This window comes from Streptomyces sp. NPDC058653, assembly GCF_042716895.1.
Taxonomy (GTDB): Bacteria; Actinomycetota; Actinomycetes; order Streptomycetales; family Streptomycetaceae; genus Streptomyces.
The window spans coordinates 15,643-33,033 of record NZ_JBHXRM010000017.1; the positions used below are offsets into that span (position 1 = coordinate 15,643).

Here is a 17,391-nt window from a genome sequence, read left to right on the forward strand (position 1 = left end):
GCTGTCCGGCACGCGGGACGGCCGGTCGCCCCACGCGTCCCGCCCGATACGGTGGGGATCACCATGAGCGCATCGCAGCCCCGTCAGACCACTGACGCAGCCCCCACGCTTCTCGTCAAGATCTTCGGGAAGGACCGCCCGGGGATCACCGCAGGCCTCTTCGACACCCTCGCCGCCTACTCGCTCGACGTCATAGACATCGAGCAGGTCGTCACCCGTGGCCGTATCGTCCTGTGCGCGCTCGTCACCTCGCCCGAGGTCGGCGGCGGCACCGAGGGCGAGCTGCGGGCGACCGTCCACAGCTGGGCCGACTCCCTGAAGCTCCAGGCGGAGATCATCTCCGGGACCGGCGACAACAGGCCGCGCGGCAGCGGCCGTTCCCATGTCACCGTGCTCGGACATCCGCTCTCCGCCGAGTCCACCGCGGCCATCGCCGCCCGTATCACCGCGACCGGCGGGAACATCGACCGTATCTTCCGGCTCGCCAAGTACCCGGTCACTGCGGTCGAGTTCGCGGTGTCCGGCACCGCGACCGAACCGCTGCGCACCGCGCTGGCGACCGAGGCCGCCGAGATCGGGGTGGACGTCGCCGTCGTCTCGGCCGGGCTGCACCACCGGGCGCAGCGGCTGGTCGTCATGGACGTCGACTCGACCCTCATCCAGGACGAGGTCATCGAACTGTTCGCCGCGCACGCGGGCTGCGAGGAGCAGGTCGCCGAGGTGACGGCCAGGGCCATGGCCGGTGAGCTGGACTTCGAACAGTCGCTGCACGCGCGCGTGGCGCTGCTGGCCGGACTCGACGCGTCGGTCGTGGAGAAGGTACGCGCGGAGGTACGGCTCACGCCCGGCGCCCGCACCCTGATCCGTACGCTCAAGCGGCTCGGGTACCAAGTGGGCGTCGTCTCCGGCGGGTTCACCCAGGTGACCGACGCGCTGAAGGACCAGCTCGGGCTGGACTTCGCCTCGGCGAACACGCTGGAGATCGTGGACGGGAAGCTCACCGGCCGGGTCGTGGGCGAGATCGTCGACCGGGCGGGCAAGGCCCGGCTGCTGCGCCGGTTCGCCGCGGAGGCCGGGGTGCCGCTGTCGCAGACCGTGGCGATCGGCGACGGCGCCAACGACCTCGACATGCTGAACGCGGCGGGGCTCGGGGTCGCGTTCAACGCGAAGCCGGTGGTGCGCAGGGCCGCGGACACGGCGGTGAACGTGCCCTTCCTCGACACCGTGCTCTATCTGCTGGGCATCACGCGCGAAGAGGTCGAAGAGGTGGAGGCCGCGGAGGCGGAGCCGGGGGCGGACGCCGACCGGTAGGGAACGGCGCGGACGGGCCCGTCGCGCAGGACCGGCCCGGAACGAGAGACGGAAGAGCCCCGGCACGCACACCGTGCCGGGGCTCTGTCGTGAGGGCTTGAGGACCTGAGGGACGTAGGGGAGTTGGGGCGGGGCGGTCGGGCCGGGTGACGCGCGCCGTCAGTCGTGCGGCGCCCAGTATTCGAGCAGCGTCCCCACGTCGGGCTCCACCGTCTTCCACGAGCCGGCGATCTCGATGACGGCGAACGCCGAGGTCGGGAACGCGCTCGCGGTCAGCCGGCCCAGGGCGTCACCCTCGGCGCGCGCCGAGAGGGCGTCGGCGAGGGCGTGCATCCCGGGGTTGTGGCCGATCAGCAGGAGATCCTTCACCTCGTCCGACGTCTCGGTGACCAGCGCCAGGAGATCGCCGAGCGTGGCGTCGTACAACCGGTCCTCGTACACGGTCCTGGGCCGGGACGGCAACTCGTGCACCGCCAGCTTCCAGGTCTCGCGCGTGCGCGCCGCTGTCGAGCACAGGGCAAGGTCGAAGGCGATGCCGGTCTCCGCAAGCCGGCGACCCGCCACGGGGGCGTCCGCGCGGCCCCGCTCCGCGAGCGGCCTCTCGTGGTCGGCCACGTCGGGCCAGTCGGCCTTCGCGTGCCGGAGTAGGACAATCCTGCGAGGTGTTTCGACGCTCATGCATTCCAGCTTCGCATGAAATGCGGCGTCAGGCGCGGGGTGTTGGAAGGGGGCACCCGTCACGGGGGGACCGTGCTAGCGGGCGAGCGTCTGCTGGATGTGGATCACCACACCGCCGACGCCGGGATCGGTCGCCGCGGCCTCGGCCGGGGAGGGACCGGCCATCAGCAGCAGGAGCGCGGCGAAGGCGAGGGCCGGGAGCACTACCGCCCACCAGGGCAGACGGATGTCGACGGTGTCGGGGGACGAGTGGTGGGACCGGGTGTGCGTAGGGGCCGGCATGGCCGCCTCCGTAGGTCAGCGGTTGAGGTACCTCAAAGCTACGGATCGGCGGATGCCGCTCCCATCCGGAGACCCACCCACTTGACCCTGACCCTGGCCCCCTAGGGGAGGGTGGGGCCAGCACCACCATGGTCTCTCAGGGCGAGGCGATCGTGGCGATGACGGCGATCACGACCATGATGCCGATGATCGTGCCGAACATCATCAGCAGCTTCTTCTGGCCGTTCTGGGGATTCGGCTCAAGGACTGGCATGCGCCCAGTTTCTCATCTCAGGCCTCGTCCTCGATCACCCGGTCCCGGCCCGCCACGACCCCCAGAATGATCTGCGGCACCATGAGCCCGCCCATCAGCGTGATCGGCAGCTCCCAGCCGCCGCTGCTCTCGTAGAGCACGCCCACCAGCAGCGGGCCCGGGATGGAGATCAGATACCCGGTGCTCTGCGCGAAGGCGGACAGCTTGACGATCCCGGCCCCGGTCCTGGCGCGCATGCCGATCATCGTGAGCGCCAGCGGGAAGGCGCAGTTGGAGACGCCCAGCAGCACCGCCCATACCCACGCCCCGGCGGCGGGCGCGAGGAAGAGGCCCGCGTAACCGGTCAGCCCGCAGGCTCCCAGAGCGACGACGATCGGGCCCTGGTTCCTCATCCGGGTGGCCAGCCGGGGGATCACGAAGGCCAGGGGCACGCCCATCACCATGGTGACGGCGAGCAGCAGCCCCGCCGTACCGGCCGACACCCCCGCGTCGCGGAAGATCTGCGGCATCCAGCCCATGGTGATGTACGCGCCCGTGGCCTGGAGGCCGAAGAAGCAGCCGAGCGCCCAGGCGGTGCGGCTGCGGGTGATCCTCGGCGCCGCCGCGACCGCCGGGGCCGGGGCCGGTTCGGGCCTCGGCCGGTGCCCCGCGTCCGGGCCGGCCGTCGTCCTGCTCGCCGCGTCCTTCCGGTCGCGTACGAGAAGGGCCGCCCACGGCAGTACGGCGACGGCGGCGACGACCGCCCACAGGCCCAGGCCGAGGCGCCAACTGCCGCCCAGCGCCGAGGTCATGGGGACGGTCGCGGCGGCGGCCACGGCCGTGCCGGCGGAGAGCGACATCGAGTAGAGGCCGGTCATGGTGCCGACCCGGTCGGGGAAGTACCGCTTCACGATCACGGGCATCAGCACGTTGCCGACGGCTATGCCCATCAGCGCGAGCGCGCTCGCCGCGAGGAAGGCGGCCGTGCCGTCGGTGAAGGGGCGGATCAGGAGCCCGGCGGTGATGGCCACCATGCCCGCGCAGACGACGGTCGCGGGCCCGAAGCGACGGGCCAGGCGCGGCGCCGTGACGCCGAAGACGGCGAAGCAGAGGGCGGGCACGGAGGTGAGGACGCCGGCGACGCCGCCGCTCATATGGAGTCCGGCGCGTACGTCTTCGAGGAGCGCGCCGAGGCTGGTGATGGCGGGGCGGAGGTTGACGGCCGCGAGGACGAGCCCGACGACGAGCAGCCGGGTCAGCCAGACGTTCGTCCGGGGAGAGGGAGCTCTCCCGGAGGAATCGGCGGGCGCGGGCGCGGCGTGCCGCCGGGACGGCAGCGGGGTCGTAGTCTCGTCCAGCATGGAGCCATCATAGAATCATGGGATGATTGGTTGTCCAATCGCCTGCCGTCACCTCGGCACCGAGAACCTGGAGCACCATGGCCCTGACCTCCCCCCGGCGATCCGCGCTCTCCGACCAGGTGATCACCGAACTGCGGAACCAGATCACCTCGGGCGAATGGCCGGTCGGCTCACGCATCCCCACCGAACCCGAGCTGGTCGAGCAGCTGGGCGTGGCGCGCAACACCGTCCGTGAGGCGGTGCGCGCGCTGGCGCACAACGGGCTCCTGGACATCCGGCAGGGCTCGGGCACCTATGTCGTCGCCACGAGTGAGCTGGCCGGTGTGATGCACCGCAGGTTCGCCGACGCCGATGCCCGGCACATCGCGGAGGTGCGCTCCACCCTTGAGGCCTCGGCCGCCCGGCTGGCGGCCGAGCGCCGTACGGAGCGGGACATGCGCCAGCTGGACACGCTGCTGGCGCGTCGCGAGGAGGCGTGGACGGGCGGGGACGCGGAGCTGTTCGTGGCCGCGGACGCGACCCTGCATCTGGCGGTGGTCTCGGCCTCGCACAACGAGGTGCTCACCGCGCTCTACGCGGACCTCAGCGATCTGCTGCGCGACGGGCTGCGCGCCGACGTGGGGCGTGAGCTGCGCCCGGCCGCCCATCTGGACCATTCGCGGCTGGTCGAGGCCATCAGGGCCCGGGACGCGGAGACGGCGGGGGCGGAAGCGGCGAGCCACGCGTTCAGCTGTCTGCGCGAGACGGTCTGAGGAGCGCCGGGCGCCCCGTCAGGAGACGACGCGCTCGTGGCTGACCCAGGCGGACTCGATCTCCTTCCAGCAGCGACCGCTGAGCCGGGCGTAGCCGGCGGGCCCGGCCTCGGCGGGCGCGCTGTCGGAGTCGACGTCCCACCAGCGCGCGCACTCGATGTGCAGCTGGACCCGGTCGGCCTCCGGGTAGGGGTTGTGGCAGAAGACGGTCACCAGGGAGCCCTCTGTCGTCGTACGGCAGGAGGCTCCGAAGGGTTCGCGTCCACGCCGGCGGTCGTCGTCGCGGCCGTGGTCGCGGCCGTCCCGGCGATCCGCCCCGTCCGCCCCGTCCGCACTGTCTTCGGAGTCCGCACCGTCCTCACGGCCGGCGCCGAGGTCCCGGCCGCCGTCAGCGCCGGTGTCGACCGGGAGGCGCTCCACACCCAGCACGTCCGCCGCCGAGGTTCTGGCCGCCGGGGCCGGTGACCCGCCCCGTACGACGGCGGTGACGGCGAGGCCCGCGACGATCAGCAGCGCCACCGTCAGCGCGAGGGCCATCTTGCGTGCTTGCCGGTACACAGCGACACCTCCTCCCCGATCAGTGTGCGGGGAGTGGTCGCTCTTCTCGACTCGTACGGACACGGACAGTGAGCACTCACGCTGTGCGACGCACGGAACCGCGTGCCGCCGTGGGGCGGTCACGCGGTTCCGTGGGTGTGCTGCTCGCGAATCCCTGGGTCAGGCACCCATCATGTGGACGCCGCCGTCGACGTGCAGGATCTCGCCCGTCGTCTTCGGGAAGAAGTCCGACAGCAGCCCGACGACACCGCGGCCCGTCGGCTCCGGGTCGGACAGGTCCCAGCCGATCGGCGCGCGGTGGTTCCACACGTCCGCCAGCTCCTCGAAGCCCGGGATGGACTTGGCGGCCATCGACCTGAGGGGCCCGGCCGAGACCAGGTTGCAGCGGATGTTCTTGGCGCCGAGGTCGCGCGCGAGATAGCGGTTGGTGGATTCGAGCGCCGCCTTGGCGATGCCCATCCAGTCGTACTTGGGCCAGGCGAACTGCGCGTCGAAGGTGAGCCCGACGACCGAGCCGCCGCGCTTCTCCATCAGCGGGAGGCAGGCCATCGTCAGCGACTTGAGCGAGTACGCCGACACCTGCACCGCCGTGCCGACGTCCTCCCACTCCGCCTCCAGGAAGTTGAACACTCCCTGCGGTCCGAAGGCGATCGAGTGCACGACGCCGTCGAGGCTCGCGTCCTCGCCCTGGTGCTCACGGATCCGGTCGGCGAGGGAGTCCAGGTGCTCCTGGTTGGTGACGTCCACCTCGAGGACGGGGGCGGGCTTGGGCAGCCGCTTGGCGATGCGCTCGACGAGCGAGAGGCGCCCGTAGCCGGTGAGGATGACGTCCGCGCCTTCCTCCTGCGCGATCTTGGCCGCGTGGAAGGCGATGGAGGCGTCGGTGAGGACGCCGGTGACGAGAATGCGCTTGCCGGCGAGGATTCCACTCATGTGATCAGTGACCCATGCCCAATCCGCCGTCAACGGGAATGACGGCTCCAGTGATGTACGCGGCGTCGTCCGATGCGAGGAAGCGGACCGCGGCCGCGATCTCCTCGGGCTGTGCGTAACGGCCGAGGGGGACGTTGGCGACGATGTTCTTGCGCTGCTCGTCGGTGAGCACCTGGGTCATGTCGGTGTCGACGAAACCGGGCGCCACGACGTTGAACGTGATGTTGCGCGAGCCGAGTTCACGGGCGAGGGAGCGGGCGAAGCCGACCAGTCCGGCCTTGGAGGCCGCGTAGTTCGCCTGGCCCGCCGAGCCGAGGAGGCCCACCACGGACGAGATCAGGACGACGCGTCCGCGCTTGGCGCGCAGCATGGCGCGGTTGGCGCGCTTGACCACGCGGAAGGTGCCGGTGAGGTTGGTGTCGAGGACGGAGGTGAAGTCCTCCTCGGACATCCGCATCAGCAACTGGTCCTTGGTGACACCGGCGTTGGCGACCAGCACCTCCACGGGACCGTGCGTCTCCTCGATCTCCTTGTAGGCCTGCTCCACCTGCTCGGAGTCGGTGATGTCACACCGGACGGCCAGGCAGCCCGAATCGGTCAGGGCCTTGGGCGGTTCGCCCGAGCGGTAGGTGATGGCGACCTTGTCGCCGTTGCCGACGAAAGCCAGGGCGATGGCAAGACCGATGCCCCGGTTTCCTCCGGTGATCAGAACCGAGCGGCTCAACGGAGCACCCTTTCGTAGCTGTGTGGTACCTGGAAAACCTATCGTTCGCACCGCCCGTCCGTGGACTCGGGCATGGACAGCGCGTCGGTACGGTCACTGTGGGGTCCCTACATAAACGCGGCGAAATCGCGGTCCGTACCGCATGATTCACTGCGGACACCTTTACCGAGGCGTGTGAAAGGGAGGCCGACATGGCCCATGAGGTCGATCAGTCGTTTCTGGCACTGCCGCTGAGGGCGCTCGCCGACGCGGCCCTCGCCAGAGCGCGTGCGCTCGGCGCCGACCACGCAGACTTCCGGTTCGAGCGGGTACGGAGCGCGGCCCGGCGCCTGCGCGACGCCCGGCCCGCCGGGTCGTCGGACTCCACCGATGTCGGGTACGCGGTACGTGTCGTGCACGGCGGTGCCTGGGGGTTCGCCTCGGGGGTCGATCTGACGATGGACGCGGCGGCCAGGGTCGCCGGACAGGCCGTGGCGATGGCGAAGCTGTCGGCGAAGGTGATCGCGGCGGCGGGCTCGGACGAGCGGGTGGAGCTGGCCGACGAACCGGTCCACGCCGAGAAGACCTGGGTGTCGTCGTACAAGATCGACCCGTTCGAGGTACCGGACGAGGAGAAGAGCGGGCTTCTCGGTGAGTGGAGCGCGCGGCTGCTGCGCGCGGAGGGTGTCGCGCATGTGGACGCCTCCCTGCTGACCGTCCACGAGAACAAGTTCTACGCGGACACGGCGGGCACCGTCACCACGCAGCAGCGCGTCAGGCTGCACCCGCAGCTCTCGGCGGTCGCGGTGGACGGTGAGACCGGTGAGTTCGACTCGATGCGCACGATCGCCCCGCCGGTGGGCCGGGGTTGGGAGTATCTGACGGGCACCGGCTGGGACTGGGACGCCGAGCTGGAGCGGATCCCGGCGCTGCTCGCCGAGAAGATGCGGGCGCCGAGTGTGGAAGCGGGGACGTACGACCTGGTCGTCGACCCGTCGAACCTCTGGCTGACGATCCACGAGTCGATCGGCCACGCGACCGAGCTGGACCGGGCGCTGGGGTACGAGGCGGCGTACGCCGGGACGTCCTTCGCCACCTTCGACCAGCTGGGGAAGCTGGCGTACGGCTCCTCGATCATGAATGTGACGGGTGACCGGACGGCCGAGCACGGTCTGGCGACGATCGGGTACGACGACGAGGGCGTCGAGGCCCAGTCGTGGGACCTGGTCAAGGACGGCACGCTCGTCGGCTACCAGCTGGACCGGCGGATCGCGAAGCTCACCGGCTTCGACCGCTCCAACGGCTGCGCGTACGGCGACTCGCCGGGCCATGTGCCGGTGCAGCGCATGGCCAACGTGTCGCTGCGGCCGGATCCGGGCGGGCTCGCGACGGAGGATCTGATCGGCGGTGTGGAGCGCGGGATCTATGTGGTCGGCGACCGGTCGTGGTCGATCGACATGCAGCGCTACAACTTCCAGTTCACCGGGCAGCGGTTCTTCCGGATCGAGAACGGCAAGCTCACCGGTCAGCTGCGGGACGTGGCGTACCAGGCGACGACCACGGACTTCTGGGGCTCGATGGAGGCCGTGGGCGGACCGCAGACGTATGTGCTCGGCGGCGCCTTCAACTGCGGCAAGGCCCAGCCGGGACAGGTCGCCTCGGTCTCCCACGGCTGCCCCTCCGCCCTCTTCCGCGGAGTGAACATCCTCAACACGACGCAGGAGGCGGGACGATGAGCAGGAACAGCAGCAAGCCGCACGAGATCGTCGAGCGGGCCCTCGAACTGTCCACCGCCGACGGCTGCGTGGTCATCGCCGACGAGCACTCGACGGCCAACCTGCGCTGGGCGCGCAACGCGCTGACGACGAACGGTCTGACCCGGGGCCGTACGCTCACCGTCATCGCGACCGTCGACGGCAAGGAGGGCACCGCCTCCGGTGTGGTGTCGCGTTCCGCCGTCACCGCCGACGAGTTGGAGCCGCTGGTGCGCGCCGCCGAGGCCGCCGCGCGTGGTGCGGGCCCCGCCGAGGACGCCCGGCCGCTCGTCGAGGCCGGTCCGGTGTCGAAGGACTTCACCGACGCGCCCGCCGAGACGACGTCCGCGGTCTTCGCCGACTTCGCTCCGGCGCTGGGTGAGTCGTTCGCGCGTGCCAGGGCCGGCGGCCGTGAGCTGTACGGCTTCGCCAACCATGAGCTGACCTCGACGTATCTCGGTACGTCCACGGGTGTCCGGCTCCGGCACGACCAGCCCAACGGCACGCTGGAGCTGAACGCCAAGTCCCCGGACCGCTCGCGCTCCGCCTGGGCGGGCCGGTCGACACGGGACTTCAGGGATGTGGATCCGGCGGCGCTCGACGCCGACCTCGCGAAGCGGCTGGCCTGGGCGGAGCGCCGTGTGGAGCTGCCCGCGGGCCGCTACGAGACGCTGCTGCCGCCCACGGCGGTGGCCGATCTGCTGATCTACCAGCTGTGGTCGTCGTCCGCGCGGGACGCGGCCGAGGGCCGTACGGTCTTCTCCAAGCCCGGCGGCGGCACCCGGGTTGGCGACACCCTCGCCGGGCTGCCGCTCTCCCTGCGCAGTGATCCGGACGAACCGGGCCTGGAGTCGGCGCCGTTCGTGATCGCGCACGCGTCGGGCGACGACTCGTCGGTGTTCGACAACGGTCTGCCGCTGGGCGCGACGGACTGGGTGCGGGACGGCAGGCTGGAGCGGCTGGTCACCACGCGTCACAGCGCGGAGCTGACCGGGCTGCCGCTCGCGCCGCCGGTGGACAACCTGGTCCTCGACGGCGGCGGTGAGCGTTCGCTGGAGGAGATGGTCGCGGGGACCACGCGCGGGCTGCTGCTGACGTGCCTCTGGTACATCCGCGAGGTCGACCCCGCGACGCTGCTGCTGACCGGGCTGACCCGGGACGGTGTCTATCTGGTCGAGAACGGCGAGGTCGTGGGCGAGGTGAACAACTTCCGCTTCAACGAGTCGCCGGTGGATCTGCTGTCGCGGGCGTCGGAGGCGGGCCGGACGGAGAAGACGCTGCCGCGCGAGTGGGGCGACTACTTCACCCGGGCCGCGATGCCCGCGCTGCGGGTGCCTGATTTCAATATGAGTTCGGTCAGCCAGGGCGTATAACCTCGAAGGGGTTCCCGCGCGCGCCATGGGCGCGGGACCGTCCGAATCGGAGAAGGAGACGCGAGAAACGTGACGGATATCGTCGACGAGCTGCGGTGGCGTGGGCTGATCGCCCTGTCCACCGACGAGGACGCACTGCGCAAGGCGTTCGCGGACGGCCCCGTCACGTTCTATTGCGGCTTCGACCCGACCGCTCCCAGTCTGCATCTGGGCAATCTGGTCCAGATCCTCACGATGCGCCGGATCCAGCGGGCGGGGCACATTCCGCTGGGGCTGGTCGGCGGGGCGACGGGGCTGATCGGCGACCCCAAGCCGAACTCGGAGCGCACGCTGAACGAGCCCGAGGTCGTCGGTGAGTGGGTGGGGCGGCTGCGCGGGCAGATCGAGCGGTACCTGGACTTCGACGGTCCGCACGCCGCGACCATGGTCGACAACCTGGACTGGACGTCGGGTCTGTCGGCGATCGGCTTCCTGCGCGACATCGGGAAGTACTTCCGTGTCAACAAGATGATCGCCAAGGAGGCGGTCGCGCGGCGGCTGAACTCCGACGCGGGCATCAGCTACACCGAGTTCAGCTACCAGATCCTCCAGGGCATGGACTTCCTGGAGCTGTACCGGCGCCACGGCTGCACGCTGCAGACCGGCGGCAGTGACCAGTGGGGCAATCTCACGGCGGGTACGGACCTGATCCACCGGGTCGAGCCCGAGGCGTCGGTGCACGCCCTGGCGACGCCGCTGATCACGAAGGCGGACGGCACCAAGTTCGGCAAGACGGAGACCGGCACGGTCTGGCTGGACCCCGAGCGGACGACGCCGTACGCGTTCTACCAGTTCTGGCTGAACGCGGACGACCGGGACGTCTCCAAGTTCCTGCGGATCTTCAGCTTCAGGACCCGGGCGGAGATCGAGGAGCTGGAGAAGCTGACCGAGGAGCGTCCGCAGGCCCGCGCGGCCCAGCGTGCGCTGGCCGAGGAGCTGACGACGCTGGTCCACGGCGCCGACCAGTGCGCCGGAGTGGTCGCGGCGTCGAAGGCGCTCTTCGGTCAGGGCGAGCTGACCGGGCTGGACGCGCCGACGCTGGCGGCGGCCCTCTCCGAGCTGCCGCACGCGCGCGTGGCGGAGCTGGCACCGGTGGTCGACCTGCTGACCGAGGTGGGGCTGGCGCCGAGCAAGTCGGCGGCCCGCCGCACGGTGAAGGAGGGCGGGGCGTACGTGAACAACGCCAAGGTCATGGACGCCGAAGCCGTACCGGACAGCGGGGAGCTGCTGCACGGGCGGTGGCTGGTGCTGCGCCGTGGCAAGAAGAACCTCGCCGCGATCGAGGTCACCGCGGAGACGGCCTCCTGACTCCGTCCGGCCGCATGGCGTTCCCTCCGGCTCCGGCCGGCGCCCTGTGATCGGACTTCCGCGCGGACAGTGATACGGCCCGGTACGCCACACGCGTACCGGGCCGTACCCGATCGGGCGGGGACACGCTGCGACTCCGTCGGGCGTACCCCCTCTCGTGGGAGGCGCACGTCGGGCGTACGGTGGAGCGGGTCCGGCACTGGGAGCGGCCGGCGAGGGAATCGGATGGTGGACCGTGATGCGGAAGCAGAGCAGCACCGAGGTTTTCCGCATCACCGGAGCGAGGCGGGGGCTCGACGAGGACGTGCGCGGCAGACAGCGGCGATATGTCATCTCCATGCTGGTGCGCACCCTGGCCGTGATCGTGGCCGTCGCTCTGTGGAATGTCGAGCGTTATGTGGCGATTGCCGGTCTGGTGCTCGGCGTCCTGCTGCCGTACGTGGCCGTGGTGGTCGCCAACGGTGGCCGTGAGAACGCCGGTTCTCTGCCGTCGACCCACCTTCCCCCGCCGGCCCGGCCGATGATCGCTCCGGCCCCCGTCCCCGGTGGAGCGGAATCCGGCGCGCGGTCCGCGAACTTCGAACACCCCGCTCCCCCGCACGGCCGCGGTTGAGCCGAAGGCGCGCGAAGCTCAAGAAAAGCTCAGATCAATCATGAAGTTCCGGTGCACCTGAGCCGGTCTCCCGTGACATACTTTGTAGGCGCTCCGCATCCCCCGTCGGAGCGACGGACCGACGCCGGGCAGCTCCCCCCGTGGCTGCTCGGCGTCGCCTTTTTCGGGGCACTTCTCCCCGGGATCAGTGACTGTCGGGCACGCTCCCGCGACGGCCTAGGCTGGTGTCCGTGGACCTCTTCGATTCTCCCGGTGGATCCGACGGCCCCGACGGGCCGGTCTGTTCGGCCAAGGGCTGCCGCGCCTCCGCCGTCTGGGTGCTGGCCTGGAACAACCCCAAGCTGCACACGCCCGAGCGCCGCAAGACCTGGCTGGCCTGCGAGGAGCACCGCGAGCATCTGTCGTCGTTCCTCGGTGTCCGCGGTTTCCTCAAGGACGTCGTCACCCTGGCCGAGTGGGAGGAGCGGGACACCTCACCCGCCGATGGCTGACATCGGCCGGTCGGGCTGGAGGAAGAGCGGGTCGTCCAGCCCGGAGCCCGCCTTCTTGCCCCACATGGCCAGCTTCCAGCGGGTCGCGATCTCCTCGTCGGTGGCGTCCGAGCGCAGGGCGGCACGCAGATCGGTCTCCTCGCGGGCGAACAGACACGTACGCACCTGACCGTCGGCGGTGAGCCGGGTGCGGTCGCACGCCGAGCAGAACGGGCGGGTGACGGAGGCGATGACGCCGACCCGGTGCGGGCCGCCGTCCACGATCCAGCGCTCGGCGGGAGCGGATCCACGCTCCTCGCCGCCCTCCTCGGTGAGGGTGAAGCGGCTGCTCAGCGACTGGAGGATGTCGCCCGCGGTGATCATCCCGTCACGCTTCCAGCCGTGCTGGGCGTCGAGCGGCATCTGCTCGATGAAGCGCAGCTCGTAGCCGTTCTCCACCGCCCAGGCGAGCAGCTCGGGGGCCTCGTCGCCGTTGAGCCCCGGCATCAGGACGGTGTTGACCTTGACGGGGGTCAGGCCCGCGTCACGCGCGGCGGCCAGCCCGTCGAGCACGTCCTGGTGGCGGTCGCGCCTGGTGAGGGTCTTGAAGACATCGCGGCGCAGGGTGTCGAGCGAGACGTTCACCCGGTCGAGGCCGGCCGTCTTGAGCGCCACGGCGATGCGCTTGAGCCCGATGCCGTTGGTGGTCACGGACATCTTGGGGCGGGGGGCGAGTGCGGCGCACCGCTCGACGATCCCGACGAGACCGGGCCGCAGCAGCGGCTCACCGCCGGTGAAGCGGACGTCGCGGACGCCGAGGAGCGTCACGGCGATCCGGACGAGTCTGACGATCTCGTCGTCGGTGAGAAGATCGGGCTTGGCGAGCCACTGCAGGCCCTCCTCCGGCATGCAGTACGTACAGCGGAGATTGCACTTGTCGGTGAGCGAGACTCGCAGGTCGGTTGCCACCCGGCCGTAAGTGTCGATGAGCACTCTGAGCCCCCTTCCTCGTGGTGCCTCTGATACCTCTGGGCTGTCGTCCCGGTGCTCTTCGCGACCGATCTTTCGAGCGTACGGCAGACCTCTGACATCCACAGGGTCCAGTTGCCACGAGGAACGGCGTGGCCGCGTCGTAGGACTCTACGACGCGGCCACGCCCATGGCTTCGACTTCGACGGAAATCGATCAGTGGGATTCGGTCACCGGGATTCGATCAGTGCGCTCCGGTGCCGGTGAGCGACTTGACTTCCAGTTCGGCGTACTTCTTGACGTCGGGCTCCTCCTTGGAGAGGACCGAGCCCAGCCAGCCGAGCAGGAAGCCCAGCGGGATGGAGATCAGTCCGGGGTTCTCCAGCGGGAAGAAGGCGAAGTCCACGTCGGGGAACATCGAGGTGGGCTTGGAGGAGACGACCGGCGAGAACAGCACCAGCAGCACGGACGAGGTCAGACCGCCGTAGATCGACCAGAGCGCGCCGACGGTGTTGAACCGCTTCCAGAAGAGGCTGTACAGAAGCGTCGGCAGGTTGGCGGAGGCGGCGACCGCGAAGGCGAGGGCCACCAGACCGGCGACGTTCAGGTCGCGGGCGAGGGCGCCGAGGGCGATGGAGACGATGCCGATGGCGACGGTCGCGTAGCGGGCCGCGCGGACCTCCTCCTTCTCGGTGGCCTTGCCGCGGCGGATGACGTTGGCGTAGATGTCGTGCGCGAACGACGACGAGGACGCCAGTGTCAGACCGGCGACGACCGCGAGGATGGTGGCGAAGGCGACCGCGGAGATGACGGCGAGCAGGATGGCGCCGCCGGTGGAGTCACCGCCGCCGCCGATCTCCATCGCGAGCAGTGGCGCCGCCGTGTTGCCCGCCGCGTTGGAACTGGTGATCTCCTCCGGGGTGAGCAGCGCCGCGGCGCCGAAGCCCAGGGCGATGGTCATCAGGTAGAAGCCGCCGATGATGCCGATGGCCCAGTTGACGGACTTACGGGCCGCCTTGGCGGTGGGCACCGTGTAGAAGCGGATCAGGATGTGCGGCAGTCCGGCGGTGCCGAGTACGAGCGCGATGCCCAGGGAGATGAAGTCGAGCTTCGAGGTCTCCGTGAGGCCGTACTTGAGCCCCGGCTCCAGGAAGGCCGAGCCCTTGCCGCTGTTGGAGGCGGCGGTGCCGAGCAGGTCGGAGACGTTGAAGTTGAACTTGAGCAGCACCAGGAAGGTGATGAGCAGGGTGCCCGCGATGAGCAGGACGGCCTTGACCATCTGGACCCAGGTGGTGCCCTTCATCCCGCCGATCGTGACGTAGACGATCATCAGGATGCCGACGAGGGCGACGATGAGGACCTTGCCCGCGTCGCTCGTGATGCCGAGCAGCAGCGAGACGAGGACGCCCGCGCCGGCCATCTGCGCGAGCAGGTAGAAGATCGAGACGACGATGGTGGAGGCGCCCGCCGCCGTACGGACGGGGCGCTGGCGCATCCGGTAGGCGAGGACGTCGCCCATGGTGTAGCGGCCGGAGTTGCGCAGCGGTTCGGCGACCAGCAGCAGTGCGACGAGCCAGGCGACCAGGAAGCCGATGGAGTAGAGGAAGCCGTCGTAGCCGAAGAGGGCGATGGCGCCGGCGATACCGAGGAAGGAGGCGGCGGACATGTAGTCGCCGGAGACGGCGAGGCCGTTCTGGAAGGCGGTGAACTGGCGTCCGCCCGCGTAGAAGTCCGCGGCGCTCTTGGTCTGCCGGCCGGCCCAGACGGTGATGACGAGGGTCGCGATGACGAACAGCGCGAAGAGCGTGATGATCAGCGGCCGGTGCTCGCTGGCGTCGGTGTTGGCGGCCAGCTGGATTCCCGCGGCCTCGCTCAGCTGGATGGTCGGGCTCACAGGTCGGCCTCCATACGGGACTTGATCGCCGCGCCCTTGGGGTCGAGCTTCTGCGAGGCGAACTTCGCGTAGAACCAGGCGATGAGGAAGGTGGTGAGGAACTGACCGAGGCCGAAGACGAACGCGACGTTGATGTTGCCGAAGAGCTTGGTACCCATGAAGCCGCCGGCGTAGTTGGACAGCAGCACGTACAGCAGGTACCAGGCGATGAAGGCGACGGTCAGGGGGAAGGCGAAGGAGCGGTAGGTACGGCGCAGTTCGCCGAACTCGGCGCTCTCCTGGACCTCTGTGAACTGTGCTGACGTGGGCTGTGCGGGGATGCTGGGGTCCGAATTGCCCTTGGGCGGCGGCGGTCCATCGGTAGCCACGGAATCTCCTCGTGACGCGGGTGCGGTAGGTGCGGTCTGGGGGGCGCTCACTGAGGGGGTGATGTTGTCCACCCCCTGACAACGGCACGGAGGGCGTGGCGAAGTGGTTCAACACCGGCGATTTTCTGGCCGAAATCATTGATGAGCAGGGATGATCAGCGATAGCTTCGCTCGTCATGTACCCGTCCATGCGCGTCGTGCGCAGGGGCGGCCTCACGGATGATGTGGAGAACCCATGGCTCATCTGAGATCCAGACGGCGGCACGCACTGGCTCTGCCCGTCGGTCTGGCGCTCATCGCCTCGCTCGGCTTCCTGCCGGCCGGTTCCGCTTCGGCGGCGCCGGTCGAGGACATCCCGGCCGCTGTGTCGACGGACGGCCCGAAGATGTCGTACGTCGTGAACACGAACGGCGGGCACTCCACCGTCAAGTCGGTGAAGAAAGCCATCGCCAAGGCCGGTGGGACAGTGGTGATCGCCTATGACCAGATAGGTGTCATCGTCGTCCACTCGCAGAACCCCGAGTTCGGACCGACGATCCGCAAGGTCCGGGGCGTCGCCTCGGCGGGCGCCACCCGTACGAAGCCGATGACGGCCCAGACCACCACGGACATCGAGGCCGAGCAGCCGCTGTCCGCCAAGGAGGCCAAGGCCGCCACGGCGAAGGCGTCCGGCGACCAGGACGCGCTGGAGCCCCTCCAGTGGGACCTGCCGGCCATCAAGGCCGACAAGGCGCACCAGAAGTCGCTCGGCAGCAGCAAGGTCACGGTCGGTGTGATCGACACGGGTGTCGACGACACGCACCCCGACCTGGCCCCGAACTTCGACCGTCGCGCGTCGGTCAGCTGTGTGGGCGGCACGCCCAACACGGCGGACGGCGCCTGGCGTCCGGGTCCCGGGGAGAGTGACCACGGCACGCACGTCGCGGGCACGATCGCCGCGGCCAAGAACGGCACCGGTGTCACCGGCGTCGCTCCGGGCGTGAAGGTCTCCGGCATCAAGGTGTCGCAGCCCGACGGCTTCTTCTACACCGAGGCGGTCGTCTGCGGCTTCGTGTGGGCGGCCGAGCACGGCGTCGATGTGACGAACAACAGCTACTACACCGACCCGTGGCTGTTCAACTGCGAGGACGACCCGGACCAGAGGGCTCTGGCCGACGCCGTCACGCGGGCCACGCGGTACGCCGAGGGCAAGGGCATCGTGAATGTCGCCGCCGCCGGCAACTCGGACATGGATCTGGCCGCCGACGAGCTCACCGACGGTTCCAGCCCGAACGACACCACCCCGGCCGACCGGGTGATCGACCCGTCCGAGTGCCTGGACATCCCGTCGCAGGTGTCGGGTGTCGTCACGGTCTCCGCGACCGGTGCGAAGAACCTGAAGGCGTCGTACTCCAACTACGGTCTCGGCACGATCGACATCGCCGCTCCCGGTGGCGACCTGACGGCGTACCAGACCCCGGAGGCGCCCGCCGTCAACGGTCTGATCCTGAGCACGCTGCCCGGCGGTGGCTTCGGCTACAAGGGCGGTACGTCGATGGCGTCCCCGCACGCGGCGGGTGTCGCGGCGCTGATCAAGTCGACCCACCCGTACGCCTCGCCGTGGCTGGTCAAGACGTTGTTGAACGTCCAGGCCGACGCGACGTCGTGCACCAACCCGTACGACATCGACGGTGACGGCACCGTCGACGCGGTGTGCGAGGGAAGCAAGCACAAGAACGGCTTCTACGGTGTCGGCGTGGTGGACGCGCTGGACGCCGTCCGCCGCTGAGCGCGCACCTGAGTAACTGGGCGGG

The 17,391-nt window shown here is 69.9% G+C and carries 18 protein-coding genes; 8 read left to right on the forward strand and 10 right to left on the reverse strand.

Annotation, left to right across the window (positions count from 1 at the left end):
• Positions 1–63: 63 nt before the first annotated feature.
• Positions 64–1,311 carry a phosphoserine phosphatase SerB gene (gene serB, locus ACFWU9_RS16605; RefSeq protein WP_384318850.1) on the forward strand — a complete coding sequence of 416 codons (1,248 nt, stop codon included), beginning with the start codon at positions 64–66 and terminating at the stop codon, positions 1,309–1,311.
• Between the two features lie 159 nt (positions 1,312–1,470).
• On the opposite strand, the gene ACFWU9_RS16610 is transcribed toward serB, so the two are convergent.
• The 4 genes from ACFWU9_RS16610 to ACFWU9_RS16625 all read right to left on the reverse strand — a co-directional run bounded on the left by ACFWU9_RS16610 (position 1,471) and on the right by ACFWU9_RS16625 (position 3,864).
• Positions 1,471–1,989, reverse strand: a complete 519-nt coding sequence (locus ACFWU9_RS16610; RefSeq protein WP_384318851.1) for a SixA phosphatase family protein — start codon at positions 1,987–1,989, stop codon at positions 1,471–1,473.
• A gap of 75 nt (positions 1,990–2,064) precedes the next feature.
• A complete protein-coding gene (locus ACFWU9_RS16615; protein ID WP_384318853.1) occupies positions 2,065–2,271 on the reverse strand; it encodes a hypothetical protein in 207 nt (68 codons plus the stop codon).
• A gap of 136 nt (positions 2,272–2,407) precedes the next feature.
• Positions 2,408–2,524, reverse strand: a complete 117-nt coding sequence (locus ACFWU9_RS16620) for an SGM_5486 family transporter-associated protein (protein WP_384318855.1) — start codon at positions 2,522–2,524, stop codon at positions 2,408–2,410.
• Positions 2,525–2,541: 17 nt separating this feature from the next.
• Positions 2,542–3,864 carry a CynX/NimT family MFS transporter gene (locus ACFWU9_RS16625; protein ID WP_384318856.1) on the reverse strand — a complete coding sequence of 441 codons (1,323 nt, stop codon included), beginning with the start codon at positions 3,862–3,864 and terminating at the stop codon, positions 2,542–2,544.
• 77 nt (positions 3,865–3,941) lie between these two features.
• On the opposite strand from ACFWU9_RS16625, the gene ACFWU9_RS16630 reads away from it, so the two are divergent.
• Positions 3,942–4,616: a FadR/GntR family transcriptional regulator gene (locus ACFWU9_RS16630; RefSeq protein ID WP_384318858.1), complete on the forward strand. Its 675-nt coding sequence runs from the start codon at positions 3,942–3,944 to the stop codon at positions 4,614–4,616.
• Between the two features lie 18 nt (positions 4,617–4,634).
• Here ACFWU9_RS16630 and ACFWU9_RS16635 read toward each other — a convergent pair whose 3' ends face one another.
• The 3 genes from ACFWU9_RS16635 to fabG all read right to left on the reverse strand — a co-directional run bounded on the left by ACFWU9_RS16635 (position 4,635) and on the right by fabG (position 6,831).
• The gene (locus tag ACFWU9_RS16635) at positions 4,635–5,174 is read right to left on the reverse strand and encodes a hypothetical protein (RefSeq protein WP_384318860.1); all 540 of its coding nucleotides are present in this window, start codon (positions 5,172–5,174) and stop codon (positions 4,635–4,637) included.
• 159 nt (positions 5,175–5,333) lie between these two features.
• A complete protein-coding gene (gene fabI / locus ACFWU9_RS16640; protein WP_384318862.1) occupies positions 5,334–6,107 on the reverse strand; it encodes an enoyl-ACP reductase FabI in 774 nt (257 codons plus the stop codon).
• Between the two features lie 4 nt (positions 6,108–6,111).
• Entirely contained in the window at positions 6,112–6,831 is a 720-nt protein-coding gene (gene fabG / locus ACFWU9_RS16645; protein ID WP_384318864.1) for a 3-oxoacyl-[acyl-carrier-protein] reductase, read from the reverse strand.
• 191 nt (positions 6,832–7,022) lie between these two features.
• On the opposite strand from fabG, the gene ACFWU9_RS16650 reads away from it, so the two are divergent.
• The 5 genes from ACFWU9_RS16650 (at position 7,023) to ACFWU9_RS16670 (ending at position 12,388) form a co-directional block, all read left to right on the forward strand.
• Positions 7,023–8,546 (forward strand): TldD/PmbA family protein, encoded by a 1,524-nt coding sequence (locus ACFWU9_RS16650; RefSeq protein ID WP_384318866.1) that lies wholly within the window; start codon positions 7,023–7,025, stop codon positions 8,544–8,546.
• Entirely contained in the window at positions 8,543–9,937 is a 1,395-nt protein-coding gene (locus ACFWU9_RS16655) for a metallopeptidase TldD-related protein (protein WP_384318868.1), read from the forward strand. The genes ACFWU9_RS16650 and ACFWU9_RS16655 overlap by 4 nt, the downstream gene beginning before the upstream one ends.
• A 69-nt stretch (positions 9,938–10,006) precedes the next feature.
• A complete protein-coding gene (gene tyrS, locus ACFWU9_RS16660) occupies positions 10,007–11,284 on the forward strand; it encodes a tyrosine--tRNA ligase (RefSeq protein ID WP_384318870.1) in 1,278 nt (425 codons plus the stop codon).
• 238 nt (positions 11,285–11,522) lie between these two features.
• Positions 11,523–11,897, forward strand: coding sequence for a DUF3099 domain-containing protein (locus ACFWU9_RS16665; protein WP_384318872.1), 375 nt, complete (start codon positions 11,523–11,525; stop codon positions 11,895–11,897).
• Positions 11,898–12,127: 230 nt separating this feature from the next.
• Positions 12,128–12,388, forward strand: a complete 261-nt coding sequence (locus ACFWU9_RS16670) for a hypothetical protein (RefSeq protein WP_384318874.1) — start codon at positions 12,128–12,130, stop codon at positions 12,386–12,388.
• Here the strand turns inward: ACFWU9_RS16670 and moaA are convergent.
• From moaA to ACFWU9_RS16685, 3 genes are all read right to left on the reverse strand, one after another.
• Positions 12,371–13,360 (reverse strand): GTP 3',8-cyclase MoaA, encoded by a 990-nt coding sequence (moaA, locus tag ACFWU9_RS16675; RefSeq protein WP_384318876.1) that lies wholly within the window; start codon positions 13,358–13,360, stop codon positions 12,371–12,373. The two genes, ACFWU9_RS16670 and moaA, sit on opposite strands and share 18 nt — an antisense overlap.
• A 220-nt stretch (positions 13,361–13,580) precedes the next feature.
• Complete coding sequence (locus tag ACFWU9_RS16680) at positions 13,581–15,230, reverse strand: cation acetate symporter (protein WP_384318878.1); 1,650 nt, start codon at positions 15,228–15,230, stop codon at positions 13,581–13,583.
• The gene (locus tag ACFWU9_RS16685) at positions 15,227–15,598 is read right to left on the reverse strand and encodes a DUF485 domain-containing protein (RefSeq protein WP_384318879.1); all 372 of its coding nucleotides are present in this window, start codon (positions 15,596–15,598) and stop codon (positions 15,227–15,229) included. Before ACFWU9_RS16685 ends, ACFWU9_RS16680 begins: the two co-directional genes overlap by 4 nt.
• A gap of 235 nt (positions 15,599–15,833) precedes the next feature.
• Between ACFWU9_RS16685 and ACFWU9_RS16690 the strand changes: the two genes are divergently transcribed.
• Positions 15,834–17,366 (forward strand): S8 family serine peptidase, encoded by a 1,533-nt coding sequence (locus ACFWU9_RS16690; RefSeq protein WP_384318881.1) that lies wholly within the window; start codon positions 15,834–15,836, stop codon positions 17,364–17,366.
• The last annotated feature ends 25 nt before the right edge of the window (positions 17,367–17,391 follow it).